Origin of the sequence: Nocardia sp. BMG51109, assembly GCF_000526215.1 — a bacterium.
In the GTDB taxonomy this organism is placed as follows: Bacteria; Actinomycetota; Actinomycetes; order Mycobacteriales; family Mycobacteriaceae; genus Nocardia.
Genome location: NZ_JAFQ01000004.1, coordinates 569,986 through 586,844, shown reverse-complemented (window position 1 = coordinate 586,844; position 16,859 = coordinate 569,986). Strand labels below are relative to the sequence as shown.

The 16,859-nt window shown below is 67.7% G+C and carries 20 protein-coding genes; 9 read left to right on the top strand and 11 right to left on the bottom strand.

Features of this window, described 5'->3' with window-relative positions; all coding sequences use genetic code 11:
• Window positions 1-129: 129 nt before the first annotated feature.
• Complete coding sequence (locus tag D892_RS44820) at window positions 130-582, bottom strand: PaaI family thioesterase (protein WP_198036827.1); 453 nt, start codon at window positions 580-582, stop codon at window positions 130-132.
• A 231-nt stretch (window positions 583-813) separates the two neighbouring features.
• Between D892_RS44820 and ychF the strand changes: the two genes are divergently transcribed.
• The 3 genes from ychF (at window position 814) to D892_RS40355 (ending at window position 3,949) form a co-directional block, all read left to right on the top strand.
• Window positions 814-1,893 (top strand): redox-regulated ATPase YchF, encoded by a 1,080-nt coding sequence (ychF, locus tag D892_RS0104085; RefSeq protein ID WP_024800023.1) that lies wholly within the window; start codon window positions 814-816, stop codon window positions 1,891-1,893.
• Between the two features lie 134 nt (window positions 1,894-2,027).
• Window positions 2,028-3,149 carry a hypothetical protein gene (locus tag D892_RS40360; protein ID WP_024800022.1) on the top strand — a complete coding sequence of 374 codons (1,122 nt, stop codon included), beginning with the start codon at window positions 2,028-2,030 and terminating at the stop codon, window positions 3,147-3,149.
• Window positions 3,150-3,499: 350 nt separating this feature from the next.
• Window positions 3,500-3,949, top strand: a complete 450-nt coding sequence (locus D892_RS40355; RefSeq protein WP_232235968.1) for a phosphotransferase — start codon at window positions 3,500-3,502, stop codon at window positions 3,947-3,949.
• A 587-nt stretch (window positions 3,950-4,536) separates the two neighbouring features.
• On the opposite strand, the gene D892_RS46360 is transcribed toward D892_RS40355, so the two are convergent.
• Window positions 4,537-4,707 (bottom strand): hypothetical protein, encoded by a 171-nt coding sequence (locus D892_RS46360; RefSeq protein ID WP_156959366.1) that lies wholly within the window; start codon window positions 4,705-4,707, stop codon window positions 4,537-4,539.
• A 202-nt stretch (window positions 4,708-4,909) separates the two neighbouring features.
• Between D892_RS46360 and D892_RS0104065 the strand changes: the two genes are divergently transcribed.
• A complete protein-coding gene (locus D892_RS0104065) occupies window positions 4,910-5,128 on the top strand; it encodes a hypothetical protein (protein WP_369801730.1) in 219 nt (72 codons plus the stop codon).
• A gap of 382 nt (window positions 5,129-5,510) precedes the next feature.
• Window positions 5,511-5,663: a Txe/YoeB family addiction module toxin gene (locus D892_RS40350; RefSeq protein ID WP_369801729.1), complete on the top strand. Its 153-nt coding sequence runs from the start codon at window positions 5,511-5,513 to the stop codon at window positions 5,661-5,663.
• A gap of 132 nt (window positions 5,664-5,795) precedes the next feature.
• Here the strand turns inward: D892_RS40350 and hemC are convergent, their stop codons facing one another.
• Both hemC and D892_RS49115 read right to left on the bottom strand, forming a co-directional pair.
• On the bottom strand, window positions 5,796-6,728 hold the full coding sequence (gene hemC / locus D892_RS0104050; protein WP_024800020.1) for a hydroxymethylbilane synthase: 933 nt from the start codon (window positions 6,726-6,728) through the stop codon (window positions 5,796-5,798).
• A 57-nt stretch (window positions 6,729-6,785) separates the two neighbouring features.
• Window positions 6,786-6,920, bottom strand: coding sequence for a hypothetical protein (locus D892_RS49115; RefSeq protein WP_255360207.1), 135 nt, complete (start codon window positions 6,918-6,920; stop codon window positions 6,786-6,788).
• Window positions 6,921-6,946: 26 nt separating this feature from the next.
• On the opposite strand from D892_RS49115, the gene D892_RS0104040 reads away from it, so the two are divergent.
• Window positions 6,947-7,600, top strand: a complete 654-nt coding sequence (locus tag D892_RS0104040; RefSeq protein WP_024800019.1) for a class I SAM-dependent methyltransferase — start codon at window positions 6,947-6,949, stop codon at window positions 7,598-7,600.
• A gap of 28 nt (window positions 7,601-7,628) precedes the next feature.
• Here D892_RS0104040 and D892_RS0104035 read toward each other — a convergent pair whose 3' ends face one another.
• From D892_RS0104035 to D892_RS0104005, 7 genes are all read right to left on the bottom strand, one after another.
• Window positions 7,629-8,537: an SDR family NAD(P)-dependent oxidoreductase gene (locus D892_RS0104035; protein ID WP_024800018.1), complete on the bottom strand. Its 909-nt coding sequence runs from the start codon at window positions 8,535-8,537 to the stop codon at window positions 7,629-7,631.
• Between the two features lie 117 nt (window positions 8,538-8,654).
• Window positions 8,655-9,338: a respiratory nitrate reductase subunit gamma gene (locus D892_RS0104030; RefSeq protein WP_198036826.1), complete on the bottom strand. Its 684-nt coding sequence runs from the start codon at window positions 9,336-9,338 to the stop codon at window positions 8,655-8,657.
• 86 nt (window positions 9,339-9,424) lie between these two features.
• Complete coding sequence (locus D892_RS40345; protein ID WP_156959365.1) at window positions 9,425-9,988, bottom strand: HAD domain-containing protein; 564 nt, start codon at window positions 9,986-9,988, stop codon at window positions 9,425-9,427.
• Window positions 9,989-10,122: 134 nt separating this feature from the next.
• On the bottom strand, window positions 10,123-11,103 hold the full coding sequence (locus D892_RS0104020) for a glycine betaine ABC transporter substrate-binding protein (protein ID WP_024800015.1): 981 nt from the start codon (window positions 11,101-11,103) through the stop codon (window positions 10,123-10,125).
• Entirely contained in the window at window positions 11,100-11,858 is a 759-nt protein-coding gene (locus D892_RS0104015; protein ID WP_024800014.1) for an ABC transporter permease, read from the bottom strand. The genes D892_RS0104020 and D892_RS0104015 overlap by 4 nt, the downstream gene beginning before the upstream one ends.
• Window positions 11,855-13,096, bottom strand: a complete 1,242-nt coding sequence (locus D892_RS0104010) for an ABC transporter ATP-binding protein (protein ID WP_024800013.1) — start codon at window positions 13,094-13,096, stop codon at window positions 11,855-11,857. The genes D892_RS0104015 and D892_RS0104010 overlap by 4 nt, the downstream gene beginning before the upstream one ends.
• On the bottom strand, window positions 13,089-13,739 hold the full coding sequence (locus D892_RS0104005; protein ID WP_024800012.1) for an ABC transporter permease: 651 nt from the start codon (window positions 13,737-13,739) through the stop codon (window positions 13,089-13,091). The genes D892_RS0104010 and D892_RS0104005 overlap by 8 nt, the downstream gene beginning before the upstream one ends.
• Window positions 13,740-13,924: 185 nt before the next feature.
• Between D892_RS0104005 and D892_RS0104000 the strand changes: the two genes are divergently transcribed.
• The 3 genes from D892_RS0104000 (at window position 13,925) to D892_RS0103990 (ending at window position 16,856) form a co-directional block, all read left to right on the top strand.
• The gene (locus D892_RS0104000; protein WP_024800011.1) at window positions 13,925-14,536 is read left to right on the top strand and encodes a CHAP domain-containing protein; all 612 of its coding nucleotides are present in this window, start codon (window positions 13,925-13,927) and stop codon (window positions 14,534-14,536) included.
• 252 nt (window positions 14,537-14,788) lie between these two features.
• Entirely contained in the window at window positions 14,789-15,916 is a 1,128-nt protein-coding gene (locus D892_RS0103995; RefSeq protein WP_024800010.1) for a hypothetical protein, read from the top strand.
• A gap of 220 nt (window positions 15,917-16,136) precedes the next feature.
• Window positions 16,137-16,856 (top strand): DUF1906 domain-containing protein, encoded by a 720-nt coding sequence (locus D892_RS0103990; protein ID WP_024800009.1) that lies wholly within the window; start codon window positions 16,137-16,139, stop codon window positions 16,854-16,856.
• Window positions 16,857-16,859: the final 3 nt, after the last annotated feature.

Here is a 16,859-nt window from a genome sequence, read left to right as displayed (position 1 = left end):
TGCGAGCCGGCCCGCGCCGCTCGCACCCGCGTCCGGGCCCGATCAGCCGCGGCCGTGCGGGCCGACGCGTACGCGCGGTGGGTCACCGAGTCACGCGGTCCACGCCCGGACCGGGCGGGTGTGCCCGACTTATCTACCGGCCCCGTTGCCGGGATCGGCGATGATCGACTTGGTGATCTGACTGGTGGCGATGACGGTCGACGGGGGCTCCTCCGCTGTCGCCGTCGCGGTCACGAAGGCCAGGCTGCGGCCCCGCTTCGCCAGCACGCCGCTGACCCGGACCCAGCTGTCGCGGGGTGCCGCCCGGACGAACTGCGTTGAGATGGCGTGTGTTACGGCATGCTCACCGCGGGTGAGCGTGGGCGCCACCACGAGATATCCGGCGAGTTCGATGATCGCGTTCAGCGCCCCGGCATGCAGGGTGCCCGACGGCGTGACGGACAGTCCGGCGACCGGGAACCGCACCCCCGCCGCCGGATCGGCCGGATCGACCAGTTCGGCGCCCAGCGTCCGTTGCAACTCGACTCGGAGCGCACCGTCGACGCGCGCCCGCAACTCGTCGTCGACAGCTCCTGAGGTCACGCCACGCAGCCTACCGCCGCCGCGTGGTCGTGATCGTGAACGTTTCGCTACCGCGAAGCGAGCAGCAGAAAGCCGAACTCGATCCGCTCTGACACCAGGTCCTCGTTTCCCCGAGTGCCGAGGTTTCCCCGAGCGCCGAGCCGGGTGCCCGGTACGGCCGATGGCACCTGCGGTCGTCCACCCGGTCCGGCTGCGGCCGGCGGGTGACGGTCCGCGTAGAATCCAGTCCTCGTGAGTCTCACCCTCGGTATCGTCGGCCTGCCCAACGTCGGAAAGTCGACGCTGTTCAACGCGCTGACCAAGAACGACGTGCTGGCGGCGAACTACCCGTTCGCCACGATCGAGCCGAACGTCGGAGTGGTGCCGCTGCCCGACCCGAGGCTGGACAAGCTGGCCGAGATCTTCGAGTCCGCCCGCGTCGTGCCCGCCACGGTGTCGTTCGTCGACATCGCGGGCATCGTGCAGGGAGCGTCCGAGGGTGCGGGCCTGGGCAACAAGTTCCTGGCCAACATCCGCGAGGCCGACGCCATCTGCCAGGTGGTCCGCGTCTTCGCCGACGACGATGTGGTGCACGTCGGCGGCCGCGTCGACCCGCTGTCGGATATCGAGGTGATCGAGACCGAGCTGATCCTCGCCGACCTGCAGACCCTGGAGAAGGTCGTCCCCCGGCTGGAGAAGGAAGCCAAGATCAAGAAGGACCGCAAGCCCGCCTACGAGGCGACCAAGGCGGCCCAGGATTTCCTCAACGAGGGCAAGACCCTCTTCTCCGTCCGCGACAAGCTCGACACGGACCTGCTTCGCGAGTTCACCCTGCTGACGATCAAGCCCTTCCTCTACGTCTTCAACGCCGACGAGTCCGTCCTGACCGACGAGCCCCGCGTAGCCGAACTGAAAGCCGCTGTCGCCCCGGCGGATTCGGTCTTCCTCGACGCCAAGGTCGAGGCCGAACTCCTGGAGCTCGACGACGAGTCCGCCACCGAACTCCTGGAATCGATCGGCCAATCCGAGCCCGGTCTGCACGCCCTGGCCCGAGCCGGCTTCCACACCCTGGGCCTGCAGACCTACCTCACCGCGGGCCCGAAGGAGGCCCGGGCTTGGACCATCCACCAGGGCGACACAGCCCCCAAGGCCGCCGGCGTCATCCACACCGACTTCGAAAAGGGTTTCATCAAGGCCGAAATCGTCGCCTACAACGACCTGATCGAGGCCGGGTCCATGTCCGCCGCCAAGGCCGCGGGCAAGGTCCGCATGGAGGGCAAGGACTACGTCATGGTGGATGGGGACGTGGTCGAATTCCGCTTCAACGTGTAGGGGGACGCCCGGCCAACTGGTAGACGGGTACAACATGAAGGCGCCCCAGCGGCATAATCTGCAATGGACCAGAGGCCGGTCTGGGGCACTAGAACTATTATAGCGCTGGGTTCGATCGTGATCGAGGGGGGAGCATGACAGACCCGACCGCGTGGGTCACGCAACGTCGGTTCGACGAGTACCTGGTGGCTGCGAACCACGACCCGGTCGCGGCACGCGAGCTCTACGAGTGGAATGTCGCGATATCCGCTGCGTTCTTCGAGTTGATATCCCATGTCGAGGTTGCCCTCCGCAACGCGGTTGACAAGGTTCTCCAGCCCCTCGAGGTCCCGGAGTCGGCTCGAGTGGACCTCTCGCTCGGGTGGTGGTTCGCGAGTTCAGCGTTCCTGACCGAACACGACCTCGAATTCTTCCGAACAGCGCGGCGACATCTGGGTGCCGGGGCGAACGGAGCCACACGCGACAAGGTTTTTTCTTGTGTGACATTCGGCCTCTGGGAGGGTGTCTTCGGCCCGAAGTACGAGCAATTGTTTCGTAAGCACCTCGTCCATGCGTTCCCGAACAGGGAGAAAGCGGGGTTCAAACGCGACACGGTACAGGGAAATGTTCTTGCGCTGAAGAATCTGCGCAATCGTATCGCGCATCATCAGGCGATTTTCGATCTCCCGCTCGAGGAGCGGTTCGAGCAAGCCATGGATCTGCTCCGGTGGATCGACGCCGATCTGGAGCGGTGGGTTGTTGGGCTGTGCCGGGTACCCGCTCTGCTGGACGAGCGTCCCCAGGCGGCCGAATCCATCGCTGTTATCGTGCCTGCGCGCAGAGCATGGCCGTTCTATGAGAAGCACAGTGCCTACGTTTGCCAACCCGGCAGGTACTTCCGGCAGGTCAGCCACATCGGATTCTATGCCGATAGTGCACTGCAGCGCGAAGTGCCGAAGGTACTTGAACGTATTGATCACATTGATTGGACGCCGGAGGAGATCGGCCGGAGGATGGGGTCGGGCAGCGAGGATGACAAGCGCATAGCGGAAATCATCAAGGGCGCGCGGGACCTTGGTTGGCAGGGTGACGAGTACCAACTCTTTCGCCTCACACGCTCTGATGCCGATGGCCGCAAACGGGGACATGTGACTTTGGACGGCGAGCTTCGCCGCCAGCGTGGTGGGAGGGGCAGTGCTTGGGTACAACGTCAGCGATACGTGGCTGTTGCGGCACTGGAGTCAGCACGGACCCTCGGAGACCTTGACCAGCAGTAGTTGAATAGCGCTCGCTGTGGTGGCGCTGAACCCGGACAATCATTTATTCGCACAATTTCGGCTGTTAGCCTGGTCGTCGGTGGGGCGGTGCAGGAATGGCTGCTCTTGCGTCCCGGGGCTCCCGGCGGAGACGCCGTCGGCCATCTGACCCATCGCTTCGCATGAATCAACTGGGAGCAGTACTTCTCCGTCGAACATGACAACGGAAGACTGGCAACCGTCAGGATGAAACGCATGGTCGACGGGATAGCGACCCTGGTCGATATCTTGTTTGCCGGCTCAGGCATCGAGCCGGAGATCGTCGAACAATCCGAGGACCTGGAAATCGTCCCCTGACGTGCAGCGATCGGATGTCGAGGGGGTCGAGCTCCGTAGCGGACAGCCTCTGCGAAGAAGCAGGTCTCCCGACCGAACTGCCCGATCGGAGGCTCGTCTGGGACGACGCCGTCGCGGCCCACGCGTGGGAGGGCCCGCCGGTGTGGGTGCACGGCGACCTCCATCCCGCGAACGTCGTCGTCTCGGACGGAACGCTCTCGGGCATCGTCGATTTCGGTGACATGTTCGCCGGCGATCCGGCGTGGGACCTCGCCGCCGTATGGGTGCTGCTACCCGCGGGCACGGCCGCACGGTTCTTCGACATGTACACGCAGGCGGATGAGGCGGCGATCCGGCGCGCCCGCGGGCTGGCCGCTATGAAGAGCCTCTTCCTGATGCTTATGGGGCAGAACGGAGATCGGGGCCTGCCCGGCGGCAAGCCGCACTGGGGCCTGCGGGCCGGGCGGCACTCGATCGTGTTCTGAAGGGCGTTTGATGCACGCTCCACGGCAGTATCCCGCCCGCGGACTCGATCGAGCTGGGTGAGCTTGTCTCGAGAGCCGGCCAGGCTGACGCGGAGCCTTTCTGCCTCGCCGAGCCGGCCTTCGCGTTCGGCTTCGGCGATGCGGGCGATGAAAGGTTGTCGCGGATCTCCTCCAGTCGACCGCGTTGTGCCGGGTCCGGCCAGAGGAGCGAACATCCGACACATGCTCTCCGATGCACCCCTTTTGGCATCACCGAGCGGTGGCGACCTGAAAGTCGTGTCGCCGTTCGACCTCTGGAACAAGACGCGCGCTTTCCGGGCTGTGGGAGCCTTTTGGGGGTGGGATCAGTTGCACGGCAATGACTTCGAGTTTCTGTCGGCGTCGCGCCGCTGTGGTCGACCAGATCGCGGGGAGCATGGCTATGGAAGGCGAACCGGTTTCGGCTGATTGGAGTGAACGGGCGCGGCGTCGCCAGTCGATCGAGGTCTGAGGCCGCTACGGCCGCTGAACGACAAAGCGGGGGACCGGGCTTGTGGAGTGGCCTCCCATCGTCGAAGGGGGGCGCCCGTGAGTTGTTCCGGTGTAATTCACAGTGCACGAGCTACGGTCGACAGGAATCCGGGCGATGCGACCTCGCGGCCTTGCTCGACGGCCTTCGACATCGAGAGTGAGTAGTCGGCGCGGGTGGCCGGCTGGTGCTGGGTGAGGCTGGCCGGCTTTCGCTCCGCGGCTGTCCGTTCTCCAGCATGCTGTTCCATTCTCCGAGCCTAATGGCCCCCGTACTGCTGTTCTACCGGAATTCGACTGTCCCTCTGCTGGCCCTTCCGTGGTGCCGTCGCGCCGAATCTTGAACAATCCGACTCGGAGAGGGGACGTATGAGGTGGCAGCCGACGGCGCTCGGGTGGGTCGACCCCGATGTGTCGGATTCGTTGGAATGGGATGGAGCGCAGGTGCGGCGGTTGGCTCGGCGGCTCGGATTCGTGCTGATATGGCCGGACGAGGGTTCGATTCGCTTGGTCGATCACGTTCGTGCGGCGGATGTCGATGCTGTGCTGATGCCGGCTCCCGGTCACCTCGATGCCTTCGAGCTCAATGCCATCCTGCACTTCGCCGACATCGAAACAGCTTGTCCACGAATGTCTTTCGGCCGTTGGGCGGCGTTGGGAGCCGGAGCGTGAAGGCGGCCGAGGTGCTTCCGGTGCTCACTCCGGGTGGAATGCTGACCGTTGCACAGATCGGGCGAGATGCCGCACTCATCGGTGGGAGTGCCCGAAATGCTCTGGCGGGACTCGATGCTCGCGGATCGGTCGTGCGTAGCCGGACCCGCATCGGATGGCAGATCGGCGCGCACGGTCGTGCCGTATCGGCCGTCGGTAGGGCGAGGTCGAGCCGATGAGCGGGTGGGTCCTGACCGGACTGGTCTGTGCGGTCGTGCTGCCGGCGGCCGTTCTCGTAGCCGCACTGCTGTGGCCGGAGCCGTCGCAGGGTCGATCGGTCGATGAAACTCGGCGGCGGGCACAGGGCGATGACTGTCGACGCTGATCGTGCGAAGGAATCAGCGTGGATCCATTCGCGGGGATCGGTAAGCCCGAACCGTTGCAGCACCAGCCGGCCGGTCACTGGTCGAGGCGGATCACGCGCGAGCATCGGCTGATCTACTACGTGACCGACACCGAACTGGTCGTTACAGTCGGCGGGCATTACGACGATTGAAGGTTGGTCGACCGGATCAGCGTGCAGCCGGGAGCTGTGCCGTTCCCGGTTCAACGTGTAAGTCGGTCTATTCCGTGACCGGCACCGAACCGGTCATCGTCGCCGGGCAGCAAAGGTTTTCGGCGTATCGGTTCAGTGAGGTATGGCGTCGATGATGGCGCGGGCTCCCTGGCGGAGTAGGTCGGCGCCGACGAAGAAGCCGAGGGCCTGGGGGTCGTCGGGCACGCCCCAGTGGTGGGAGTCGAGCCATTGGGTTCCGTCGAGGCTGAATACCTTGCCGTGCAGCGTCAGCCGGCCGGTGGCGTCGGTGGTGGCGACGCCGGCGATCGGGCTGTTGCAGTGGCCCTGGAGGGCGTGCAGCATGGCGCGTTCTGCATCGGCCTGACGGTGGGTGCCGGGGTCGTCGAGCCTTGCCGCGAGGTCGAGTAGTTCGGTGTCGTCGGCGCGGGCGACGAGCGCGATGATCCCGGCGCCGATCGGCGGGCACATGACGTCGACCGGCAGCGTCTCGGTGATGCGGTGCTGTCGGCCGACGCGGAACAGGCCGGACACCGCGGCGATGATGACGTCGAAGTGCCCTTCCTCGAGGCGCGCGAGCCGGGTGTTGACGTTGCCGCGCAACGGTTTCACGTCCAGGTGCGGGTAGTGCAGCCGCAGCTGTGCGGCCCGGCGGACGGAGCTGGTGCCGACGACGGCACCCTGCCGTTGCTCGCCGAGGGGCCGCCCGTCGCGGGTGATGATCGCGTCGTGGACGTCCTCGCGGGGCGGGTATCCGGCGAATGCCAGGCCCGGGGTGATGGGGATGTCGCCCGGGATGTCTTTGAGGCAGTGCACGGCCAGGTCGGCGTCTCCGCGCAACAGCGCACCGTCGATTTCCTTGACGAACGCGCCCTTGCCGCCGAGCTCGGACAGATCGCCCATCCACCGGTCGCCCGCGGAGGTGACCTTGACCAGTTCGGTGGCGACGCCGAGAACGGCGAGGTCGGCGGCGACTTGCTCAGCTTGAGCGAGGGCCATCGGCGAGGATCTGGTGGAGATCCGGATGGTGCGCGACATCGGCGACATAGCCGGACTTTACCGCTGGCCCCGGACGCCGATCGCGCGGCCCGGGGCACGAGCAGCTCACTGTGTGTCCCACGCGGTCTCCAGCCGGCCCGGGTAGGTGGTGAGTAGCGCGAGGGCAGGCCCGCGCTCGACGATGCTCGCCGGAGGCATCGGCTGGTTCGGCGACGAGCGGGCCGAATCCGATTGATCCATCCGGTGAACCCTGGAACTCTGCTGCTATGCCTCCCGACGCGCCGCTTCCCGCCGATCGCCTGTTCGACGCGCTCGGTTCCGACTACGAACGTGCTTTCGGCGATCTACCGGAACAACATGCCGCCCTCGCATGGTTGTGCGAGCGGCTACCGGCCGGTGCTCATGTTCTGGACGTCGGTTGCGGGACCGGTGTGCCGACTGCGCGCATGCTCGCCGATAACGGGCATCGGGTGGAAGGCATCGACGTTTCGCCGGCCATGGTGGCGCTTGCGCAAAGTCAAATTCCCGGAGCGGTCTTCCACCAAGCGGATGTACGCGAATACCACTGCGAGCCCGACAGTTTCGACGCGGTCTGCGCGTTCTTCCCCCTGCTCCAGATGACTCGCTCGGAGATCGACTCGTCACTGCGCCGGATGGCGGGCTGGCTGCGTCCGGGTGGCTATCTGATCGCCGCCACCATCCCCGCCGATATCGAACAGGTCGACATCGTCTTCATGGGCCATCCCGCGCGAGTGAGCAGCTTCGCCACGGCCGGCTTCCTGGACCGGCTCCGCTCGGCGGGGCTCGACGTCCTCGAATCGCGGGAGTCGACCTTCACTCCGAATCATCAAGGCGCCCACCCCGAACCGCACCTGTTCGTCTACTGCCGCCGTCCCGCGCCACCGAATCCGCGGTCGTAACCCGGCCGGCCGAGAGCGACGAGGACGCTCAGTCCGGCAGTCCGACGAGCCTGGCGCTGTCGGCCCAAAGTTTGTGTGCCAGTTCCGCACTGCGTGCCAGGTCGGACGGATCGGGCCAGGTGAGTCGGCCGCGGCGGAGGGCGGCGTAGGTGCGGCCCGCCGGGGGCGTCACGAGTCCGAGAGTCAAGTCGGACAGGGTATTTCCGGCGGACGGCGCCGTGTTGAGGGTAGGGCTGAGCCTGCTCAGGGGTCGGCTCAGGAAAGGCGTGCCGAGTAGCGACCAGACTACCGGCAAGGGGAAGGGCAGGTTCTCGGCGAGTCCGGTGCCGAAGACCTGCCCGGGGCAGTAGGCGAGCGCGGTGAGCCGCCGGGACGGGGTGTTCTCGCGCTCGGACAACGCCCGCGCCGTGAGGACGGCGCACAGCTTGGAGGCGGTATATGCCTGCTGGCCGGCCTTCCTCGCACGGGTTTCACCGTCGGGGTCGCGGTCCGGGTGGGCCAGCAGATCGGCGTCGGCGTGACGTGGTGGTGCCAGACCGGCCTTGGTGGCGGGATCGTGTGTGCCGCTTGTGGTCAGCACAACTGTCGCGCCGTCCGCCAGGCCGGGCAGCAGCAGCCGCAGCAACAGATAATGGGCGAGATGGTTGACGGCGAACGTGGTTTCGAAGCCGTCGACGGTCCGGTCGGCGACATCGGGACGGATCAGGCCGGCGTTCAGCACCAGCGCATCGATGGGATCGTCACCCGTTTCCTCGCGCACCGCGGCCGCGAACGCCCGCACCGAGTCGAGTTGCGCCAAGTCGAGCGGGATGGACCTGCCGGTCGATACGGGCCCGCGGGCACCGAGTATCAGCCGGACGTCGTCCGACCCTCGCACCCGCCCGGCCGCTACCGCACCGAACCCCGAAGTGCCGCCGGTCATCACCACCGTGGACATGCTTCCTCCCGGGAAGCTCGCCGAATCGAGACGGCTCGAATGTAGCCTGCCCACGGCCCCGAACGTGGGCAAATCGGACCGGGTAGCCGGGTTCCGGCAGACCTGTCGTCGCACGCTTCACATCCGTATCCGCTCCGCGGGGCAGACGGTGAGGTGGGTGAGTTGGGGTCGGCGGCGGGCGAGCCAGGCGACGGTCGGGCCGGCGAAGATGCCGGCCAGGCGGGTGTAGGGCCAGATGGCCGCCAGGAGCAGGAGGATCAGGGCGCGGAACTGGTAGAGGGCGGGAGCATGGGCGATGGCGTCGGGGTTCGGATGGGGGGTGAACAGCGAGCGGGACCAGGTGAACAGGGTTTCGGCGGCGCGGTAATTGTCGGCGGTCGAGTACGGGTCGAATCTGACGAGCACTCCGGACAGCACGACCGCGGTCAGGACCGGGAGCGTCACCCGGTCCAGCGGCGTGACCGCGGGCGGGTGGGTGCCCGCGATCGTCGGCGGGAGAAATAGCATCACCGCGCCCGCGGCGGCGATCGGCAGCGCGATGGTCTCGGCGGCGATGACGGCGGCGTAGAAAATGCCGTCCGGATGCTCGTGCGGGCCGGCGGCGAGGACGTCGACGATCCGGGCCAGCAGCACGAGACCGACGCCGAACCGGAACGCCGTCGCCCCGTACCCTTCGATCCGGTCGGCATCCGGCCCGGGACCGGCCGGGCGGAAGCGGTCGTGTCGGTAGCGCCACAGACTACCCAGCACGAGAGAGAGAAAAGCACAGTAGGGCAATACGATCCACAGCAGAACCGTCACGGTCGGACCCATCGACTCTTGTAGTGCGGTATCGGACGCCATCACGCTCGCAGACCCGCAAACCTCGAGCTAGGGACCAAAGACACCTACTGCGGTGTACCCCGATCGCCGGCCCCCGTCAATTGCCGCAGGAATGCGCGGGCCGTGTCGATATGGGCGGATTGCAGTCCACCGACAGGGTCGACCGGGATCAGGCGCGTGGGCGCTCCGGAGTCGCTGCGCCGCTCCGCCCAGCCCTCGTCGGCCGGTTGGAATTCGTCGTCGAACCAGCAGAGCGGGCGGCTACCGGCCCAGCGGACGACCGCCGACAGCTTGCCGTGGTGGCCGTCGCTGTGCCGGATGCCGTGCTCCTCCAGCTCGATCACGTCCAGGCGCGGCAGCCCGAGCACCGGTCCGATCAGCCGGTTGGCCTCGTATTCCCATGCGGTGGCCCACACCAGTTCCGCATCGGCATCCGAGGCCAGTGCCAGCAGGCAGGAGCCGTGATCGGGATTCAGCAGCACCCGGTGCGGCACCGGCGGAATGGCGGGGATGATCTGGTGTTGCAGTACGAACGGCCGGTATCCCGGCGGTGGATCGCCCTGGCGCGCGGCCGGATTCAGCGGGCCGTCGACGTCCAAAAGTATTGCCGCACGCGATGATTCGGCCATATGCACCCTCCCCGACGTTACCTCATTTTACCCGGTCCGCCGCTGTCTCGGCCCGGCCTGGGAAAATTGGCGCAAACACTGCGGATGGACAAGCTCCGACATTCACCGGGCCGGGGCGGGCGTTACGGCCGCGATCAGCGGGCGGTGACGAATCCCTGGGACACCAGCCAATCGCGCGCCACGTTGGCGGGTTCCTGCCCCTCGACATCCACCTTCCGGTTGAGTTCGGTGACGGCCTCGTTGGTCATCAGCCGCGTGATCGGTTCGATCACCTCGGCAACCTGCGGGTGATCATCGGCGAATGCCTGCCGCATCACCAGCGCCGCATTGTATTTCGGGAAGAACTTCTGGTCGTCGTCGAGCAGTTTCAGGTTCAGCGCCGGGATGCGGCCGTCGGTGGTGGCGACCGAACCGAACTGGCAGGTCCCGTCGGCGGTCGCCGGATACACCAGCGCATCCTGCATGACCTGCTTGTTCACCTTGGCCATATCGACGCCGTACTTGCGCACCAACCCCGGGAACCCGTCCTGGCGCACGCTGAATTCGGTACCGACACAGGTGGGTCCGGAGCTGCCGGAATTCACCAGGCGGGCATAGTCGGACAGCGTCCGGACACCGGTCTGCTGCTGCGCGGCGGCGCCGGTCACCAGGGCGTAGGTGTTGTTCACCGGCGCCATATCGGTCCACACCATGCCGTTCTTCCGCAGGTCCTGATCGCGCACGGCCTCGAACTGCGGAACCGATTCGGGGATCGGGTTCTCGTTGCCGAGATAGTTGATCCAGCCGGTGCCGGTGTAGTCGAAGGCCACGTCGACCTGGCCGTGCAGCTGGGCATCGCGCAGGCTGTTGGAACCGGTGATGGCCGTCAGATCCCGGACGTCCGCCCCGGCGGCGCTGAGGGCGAACTCGAGCACATAGCCGAGCACGATCTGCTCGGTGAAGTCCTTGGAGCCCACGGTGATTCGCACTCCATCCAGCTCGGGAACGGGCTGGATGCTGCCGGGCCCCACCCGCAGCGGCACGGCGCCACCGGCCTCCAGGCCGCAGCCGGAGGCCACCAGCCCGACGGCGGCCAGCGTCGCGGCCATCCGAGTGAGCACCGTCCGGCGCCTCATCGCAGCCCCCTCGGTCCGAGGAAGCGTTCGGCGAGCGCGCCGAGCCAGTCCACGAGCAGTGCCAGGGCGACCGCGAGAAGCGCGCCCACCCACAGGGTCACGTTGTCCCGCAGCTTGTATCCGGTATCGATGAGGATGCCCAGCCCGCCGGCGCTGACGAGGAACGACAGCGTCGCCGTGCCGACGGCGAGCACGAGCGAGGTGCGCAGCCCGGCCAGGATGTAGGGCACCGCGAGCGGAAATTCGATGCGGCGCAACACCGTCGGCCCGGACATGCCCTGGCCGCGACCGGCGTCGATCAGCATCGGATCCACCTGCTGGAAGCCGAGGATGGTGTTGCGCAGCACCGGAAGCAGCGAGTACAGGGCGATGGGCCCGACACCGACCCAGAACCCGGTCTCCTGGGTCCACAGATAGGTCAGCGCGATCAGCCCGATCGTCGGGGCGGCGGAGCCGATGTTGGCGATGCCGACGAACAGCGGAGCCAGCCGCCGATACCGGCCCCGGGTCAGCAGCGTGCCCAGCGGCACCGCGATGACCACGACGATCGCGATCACGGTCAGCGTGATGACCACGTGCTCGCGGGTCGCCGTGCGGATGTTGTCCGCGTTCATGCTGGCCTGCTGGGTGGCCGTCAGGTCGCGGTCGAACCCCCACCAGAGCACCCCGACGGCCAGCGCGAGCGCCAGCACCGGCTGGGCCAGCAACCGGATGCTCTCGGCCCGCCGTTCGGTGTGACGCGTGGCCGGACTCATGTGGGATCGCCCGAATCCGTTGTGGCCGGGGGCTGTTCGGCTGTGGCGGGGGTCTGCTCGGCCGTCGCCGAGGTGTGTTCGGCGCGCATCTCGGACAGGTGCGCGACCAGCGTATCGATGTTGATCAGCCCGGCGTACTCGCCGCGGCGGCCGGTGACGACCGCATTGGCCGTGCTCTCGGCCAGCAACGCCTCGAGCGCCTCCTGTAGCGAGGAGCGCTCCGCGACCGTGCCGGTGACGGGCAGGCCGGCCTCGCGCAGCGAGGAGACCTGCGCCAGCTGCTCGGCCGATACCCAGCGCAGCGGGCGGCGTCGCTGGTCCAGCACCAGGCCCCACTTCCAGTCCCGCTCGGCGAGCGCGGCCCGCAGCGGCTCGATGTCCTCGGTCTCGATCGCGGTGGGACACCCCCCGAGACCGACGTCGGCGACGCGAACCAGGGTGAGCTGCTTGAGCGCGGCGTCGGCGCCGACGAATCCGGCGACGGTCTCGTCGGCGGGTTCGGCCAGGATCGCGGCGGGTGTGTCGTACTGCAGGACCCGGGAGTTGTTGCCCAGCACCGCGATTCGGTCGCCGAGCTTGACCGCCTCGTTGAAGTCGTGGGTGACGAACACGATCGTCTTGTGCAGTTCGCCCTGCAATCGCAGCAGCTCGTCCTGTAGCAGGCCGCGGGTGATCGGGTCGACCGCGCCGAACGGCTCGTCCATCAGCAGCACCGGCGGATCGGCGGCCAGCGCCCGCGCCACCCCGACGCGCTGCTGCTGTCCGCCCGAGAGCTGACGCGGATACCGGTTGCGGAAGGTGCCGGGATCCAGGCCGACCAGCTCCAGCATCTCGTCGACGCGGGCGGTGACCCGGGCACGGTCCCACCCGAGCAGCCCGGGCACGGTCGCGACGTTGCGGGCCACGGTCATATGCGGGAACAGCCCCGCCTGCTGGATCGAATAGCCGATCTGGCGGCGCAGCCGGTCGCGGTTCACCGCGGTGATGTCGCGCCCGGCGATGGTGATGGTGCCCGACGTCGGCTCGGCCAGGCGGTTGATCATCCGCATCAGGGTGGTCTTGCCGCAGCCCGACGGGCCCACGAACACCACGATCTCGCCGGCCGGGATGGTGAGCGAGATATTGTCGACGGCCGGATCCCGCTGTCCCGGATAGCGTTTGGTGACCGAGTCGAGCACGATCTCGGCCCGGGGGTGCTCCTCGGTCTGCTCGGGCGTGGCGGTCGAGGTATCAGTCACGGATTCCCCTCGGGGTGGTGAGACGGCCGACGAGGACGAGCACGGCATCGAGCGCCAGCGCCAGCACGATGATCAGCAGCGTGCCGGTCAGCGCCATCGGCACCGCGGTCGGGCTGCCCAGCCGGGCGAGCCCGGAGAAGATCAGGTTGCCCAGTCCGGGGCCCTTGGCATAGGCGGCCATGGCCAGAATGCCCATGCTCAGCTGGGTGCTGACCCGGATGCCGGCCAGGATCGACGGCCAGGCCAGCGGCAGCTCGATCCGGGCGAGCACCCGGACGGGGTTCATCCCGACGCCGCGCGCGGCATCGGTGACGGCCGGGTCGACGCCGGACAGGCCGATGATGGTGTTGCGCAGGATCGGCAGCAACGCGTACAGCACCAGGGCGGTGATGGTCGGCTTCACGCCCAGCCCCATCGCCGGAATGAGCAGGCCGAGCAGGGCGAAGGACGGAACCGTCAGGATGATGCTGGCCGCCGCGGTGGACAGTGCGGAACTCCACGGGCTGCGGTGCACCGCGATCCCGATGAGCACGGAGATCACGGCCGCCAGCAGCACCGCCTGGACGACCGCCGAAACATGCAGATACGAGTCGGTCAGCAGTTGGCTTCGATGATCGACGACAAAGGTCCACAGCGTGTCCAGGGCTTAGACCTCCCAGATCGTCGATATCCCGGCAGAGTGTAGCGATACAGGAGAGAAAAGTAGGGCATTTCGGCTGGTTTGTCGCGGTAGGGCGATCGGGGGTGAGCCCTCGGGCGGGAACCTTCGGGCTCGCCCGGACGTCTCACCCTGTGTGGGTCGGAAGCCGGCCGGGGAGGAGCAGAGGAATGACAGGTGTCGCAACGCCTACGCGGGTGCGCACGCGGGCCCGGTGGCTCGCGGTCGGTGTCGTCATCGTGCTGGCGATCGCCGCGGTGGCCGGAATGTGGTGGTGGCAGCGAGCTTCGGGTCCCGAGGCGCTCGCCGGAGAACGGTTGACGGTCTTCCCTGATATCGATGGATCCGCCCTGGATCCCGGCCAGGCGCGCATCGTCGCCGTCGCCCGCGCCGAATTCGCCGACCCCGGCGACGGCCGCAAGTACGCCGAGGGCGTCGAGGAATCGTGGTGCGCCGACTTCGTGAGCTGGGTGATGCGCGAGGCCGAACTGCCGCTGGAGAACCCGAACTCGGGGTCGTGGCGCATCCCTGGCGTGTATACGCTGCAGGAATACTACGAAGCGCGGCAGCGGTTCGCGGCCGCCGGATCCGGCTATCAGCCGCGCACCGGCGACGTGGTGCTCTACGACCACGACAGCCCGTTCGGCCAGCACACCAATATCGTGCTCACTGCCGACGCGGACACCCTCACCACGATCGGTGGAAACGAGCAGGGGGAGATCGGAATTCACCATTACGCCCGGGCCGATGTACCGGGTATGGTCGGGTTCGGTCGTGTGTGAAACGTATCCACCTACGGGGGATATCTCTGACTGTGGGCGAGGTGTTCGGCGCGTACCTCGGCCTACGATGAACCCGGCGGTGCCCGGCAGCGCCGCCGTCGCGGTCCCTGTCCTGCTGCCCCCTCATCGGCAGGACGGGGATCTGCCACCGCACGGCGCGGCGAAGTGCTGCGGGTTTCGCGCGGTCGCGCTCCAGGGTGTCAAGGTGAATGAGCGCGTACACCAACCGACTCGGCAAGGTTTCGGGAGCTCATGCGACAGTCCACGGCACGCGACAGTCCGACCTGGATCGACTACGCGGAATTCGGCGAGCGCTTCGTCGCCCACGCGGTGACGCCGGAGCGCATCGAGGAGGCGGTCTCCGGGATGGCCGGGCGGGGAGTGACCATCGGCCCGTTCTCGGTCGGTCCGGCCGGTCTGGCCGGATTCATCGCCGAGGGCAGCGTCGGTAAGCCGGTGATCGCGCGCAGCATGCCGCATGTCACCTTCGAGGTGCGGCTTCCGGTGTCGATGCACGTCACCATCACCCTGGGCGGGCAGAAGCTGCGGCTGGAGGCGGTCGTGGAGATCGACCTGACGCTGCATGCGCGCACGGCGAATCCGCTGCTGGTCGTCATCGACATCCGGCCCGTGACCGCGCGCGACGTCAGTTTCGTGGTGCGCGCCCAGGCCATCGGGGGAGCCTTCGAACTGCTGCTGGATCCGATCGCGGTACTGGTGCAGCGCGAACTCGCCAACCGGATCAACGGCATGCTGGCCGATCCGGCGGCGCGGCGGGGCCGGGTCTTCGACGTCGAGGCGATCATGAACGGAACCCGGTCGCCCCACCGGGACCTGGAGGAGTTCGAGTGGATCGGCTACGACGAGTTCGGGCGGCGCTTCTTCCCGCTGATCGTCACCGCCGACCGGGTGCGCGCGGTGGTCGACAACCTGGCCGGGCGGCCGATCGAGATCGGTCCGATCCGCACCGGTCCGCGTGCGGCGGCCACCGTCGAGGTGAAGGGAACGGTCCGGATGCCGCGCGTATCCGACCGGATCGGCGACGATCCGGTCTCGTTCGATCTCACCATTCCGGTCACGCTGGACATCACCGTCGACGTCCTCAAGGCCAACCAGTACCGGGCCGAGGTGGAGATCCCGCTGCTGTTGATCGCCCGTGCCGCCGATCCGCTGCTCATCGTCATCGACGCGTCCCCGCCCGATTCCCACACCATCGCGGTCGACCTGCGCGCCGAGGGCTGGCGGGCGCGGGCGCTCGGGCGGCTGGGCGGCATCCGCCCGCAGATCGCGACCCAGGTGGCGGCGGTGATTCGCGGCGAACTCGCCGACGCGTCCGGCCGCACCATCGACGTCGGGGCCCGCATCGACGCCGCGACCTGAACGTGTGGCATATGTGGTTGGTGTGCCCAGTGAGCCTGGCGGTTCCAGTGTGCATGTGGTGAAATGAGTTGACGCTCGAGGCCCCCGGCGCGCGAGCAAGCTTGGGGAAGGTGCGCCGGGTCAGCTACCGGTTTCTCCCCGGCCCGCAGGATGGCCGGTTCCCGTTCAGGTCGGTTTCAGGCACAGTGCGTTTTCAGGCACAGCGCAAAGGAGTAATTCGATGCGTTCCATTCCGATGTCCCGGCGCACCCTGTTCGGCGCCGCCGCCGGTATAGCCACCGCCGCCGGGCTGTCCGCCCTGGCTCCGGGCAGCGCGGCCACCGGCGCCCAGCTGGGCACGCTGCTGGACTACGCGGGTTCGGTGCCGGCGGCCGACGCCATTCGAGCCGCCGGGCACGCCGGGGTGATCCGCTACGTCTCCGACCGGCGGCCGGGCGCGGAGTGGATGACCGGAAAACCGTTGCGGGCGAGCGAGGTCGACGCGCTGCGCGCCGCCGGGCTGACGATCGTGTCCTGCTACCAGTACGGCAAGGCCGACACCGCGGATTGGCGCGGCGGGCTGGAGGCCGGTAAGAAGCACGCCGACCGCGGCCTGCGGCTGCATCTGGACGCGGGCGGCCCCGAGGGCGTGCCGATCTACGCCTCGATCGACGACAACCCGTCGCCCGCCGATTTCGCCACCATGATCGCGCCCTATCTGTCCGGCTGGCAGTCGGTGCTCGGCACCGAGAACGTCGGCGTCTACGCCAACGCGCCCACGATCGAGCTGGCCCGGGCCGCGGGCCTGGGTTCCTGGTTCTGGCAACACGACTGGGGCACGCCGGAGGGCGTTGTGCACCCGGCCGCGAACCTGCACCAGTTCGAGATCGACGAGCGCTCGGTCGGGGGTGTCGGCGTCGACGTCAACGCCATCCTGACGCCGCAGTACGGACAGTGGTGACCC

Excerpts from the sequence above, each read along its gene's own strand:
- D892_RS0104000 (WP_024800011.1), top strand. The coding sequence starts at position 13,925 with ATGACAGGTGTCGCAACGCCTACGCGGGTGCGCACGCGGGCCCGGTGG.
- D892_RS0104035 (WP_024800018.1), bottom strand. The coding sequence starts at position 8,537 with ATGTCCACGGTGGTGATGACCGGCGGCACTTCGGGGTTCGGTGCGGTA.
- D892_RS0104015 (WP_024800014.1), bottom strand. The coding sequence starts at position 11,858 with ATGAGTCCGGCCACGCGTCACACCGAACGGCGGGCCGAGAGCATCCGG.
- D892_RS0103995 (WP_024800010.1), top strand. The coding sequence starts at position 14,789 with ATGCGACAGTCCACGGCACGCGACAGTCCGACCTGGATCGACTACGCG.
- D892_RS46360 (WP_156959366.1), bottom strand. The coding sequence starts at position 4,707 with ATGGAACAGCATGCTGGAGAACGGACAGCCGCGGAGCGAAAGCCGGCC.
- hemC (WP_024800020.1), bottom strand. The coding sequence starts at position 6,728 with ATGTCGCCGATGTCGCGCACCATCCGGATCTCCACCAGATCCTCGCCG.
- D892_RS0103990 (WP_024800009.1), top strand. The coding sequence starts at position 16,137 with ATGCGTTCCATTCCGATGTCCCGGCGCACCCTGTTCGGCGCCGCCGCC.
- D892_RS40355 (WP_232235968.1), top strand. The coding sequence starts at position 3,500 with ATGTCGAGGGGGTCGAGCTCCGTAGCGGACAGCCTCTGCGAAGAAGCA.
- D892_RS40345 (WP_156959365.1), bottom strand. The coding sequence starts at position 9,988 with ATGGCCGAATCATCGCGTGCGGCAATACTTTTGGACGTCGACGGCCCG.
- D892_RS49115 (WP_255360207.1), bottom strand. The coding sequence starts at position 6,920 with ATGGATCAATCGGATTCGGCCCGCTCGTCGCCGAACCAGCCGATGCCT.
- D892_RS0104020 (WP_024800015.1), bottom strand. The coding sequence starts at position 11,103 with ATGAGGCGCCGGACGGTGCTCACTCGGATGGCCGCGACGCTGGCCGCC.
- D892_RS0104040 (WP_024800019.1), top strand. The coding sequence starts at position 6,947 with ATGCCTCCCGACGCGCCGCTTCCCGCCGATCGCCTGTTCGACGCGCTC.
- D892_RS40360 (WP_024800022.1), top strand. The coding sequence starts at position 2,028 with ATGACAGACCCGACCGCGTGGGTCACGCAACGTCGGTTCGACGAGTAC.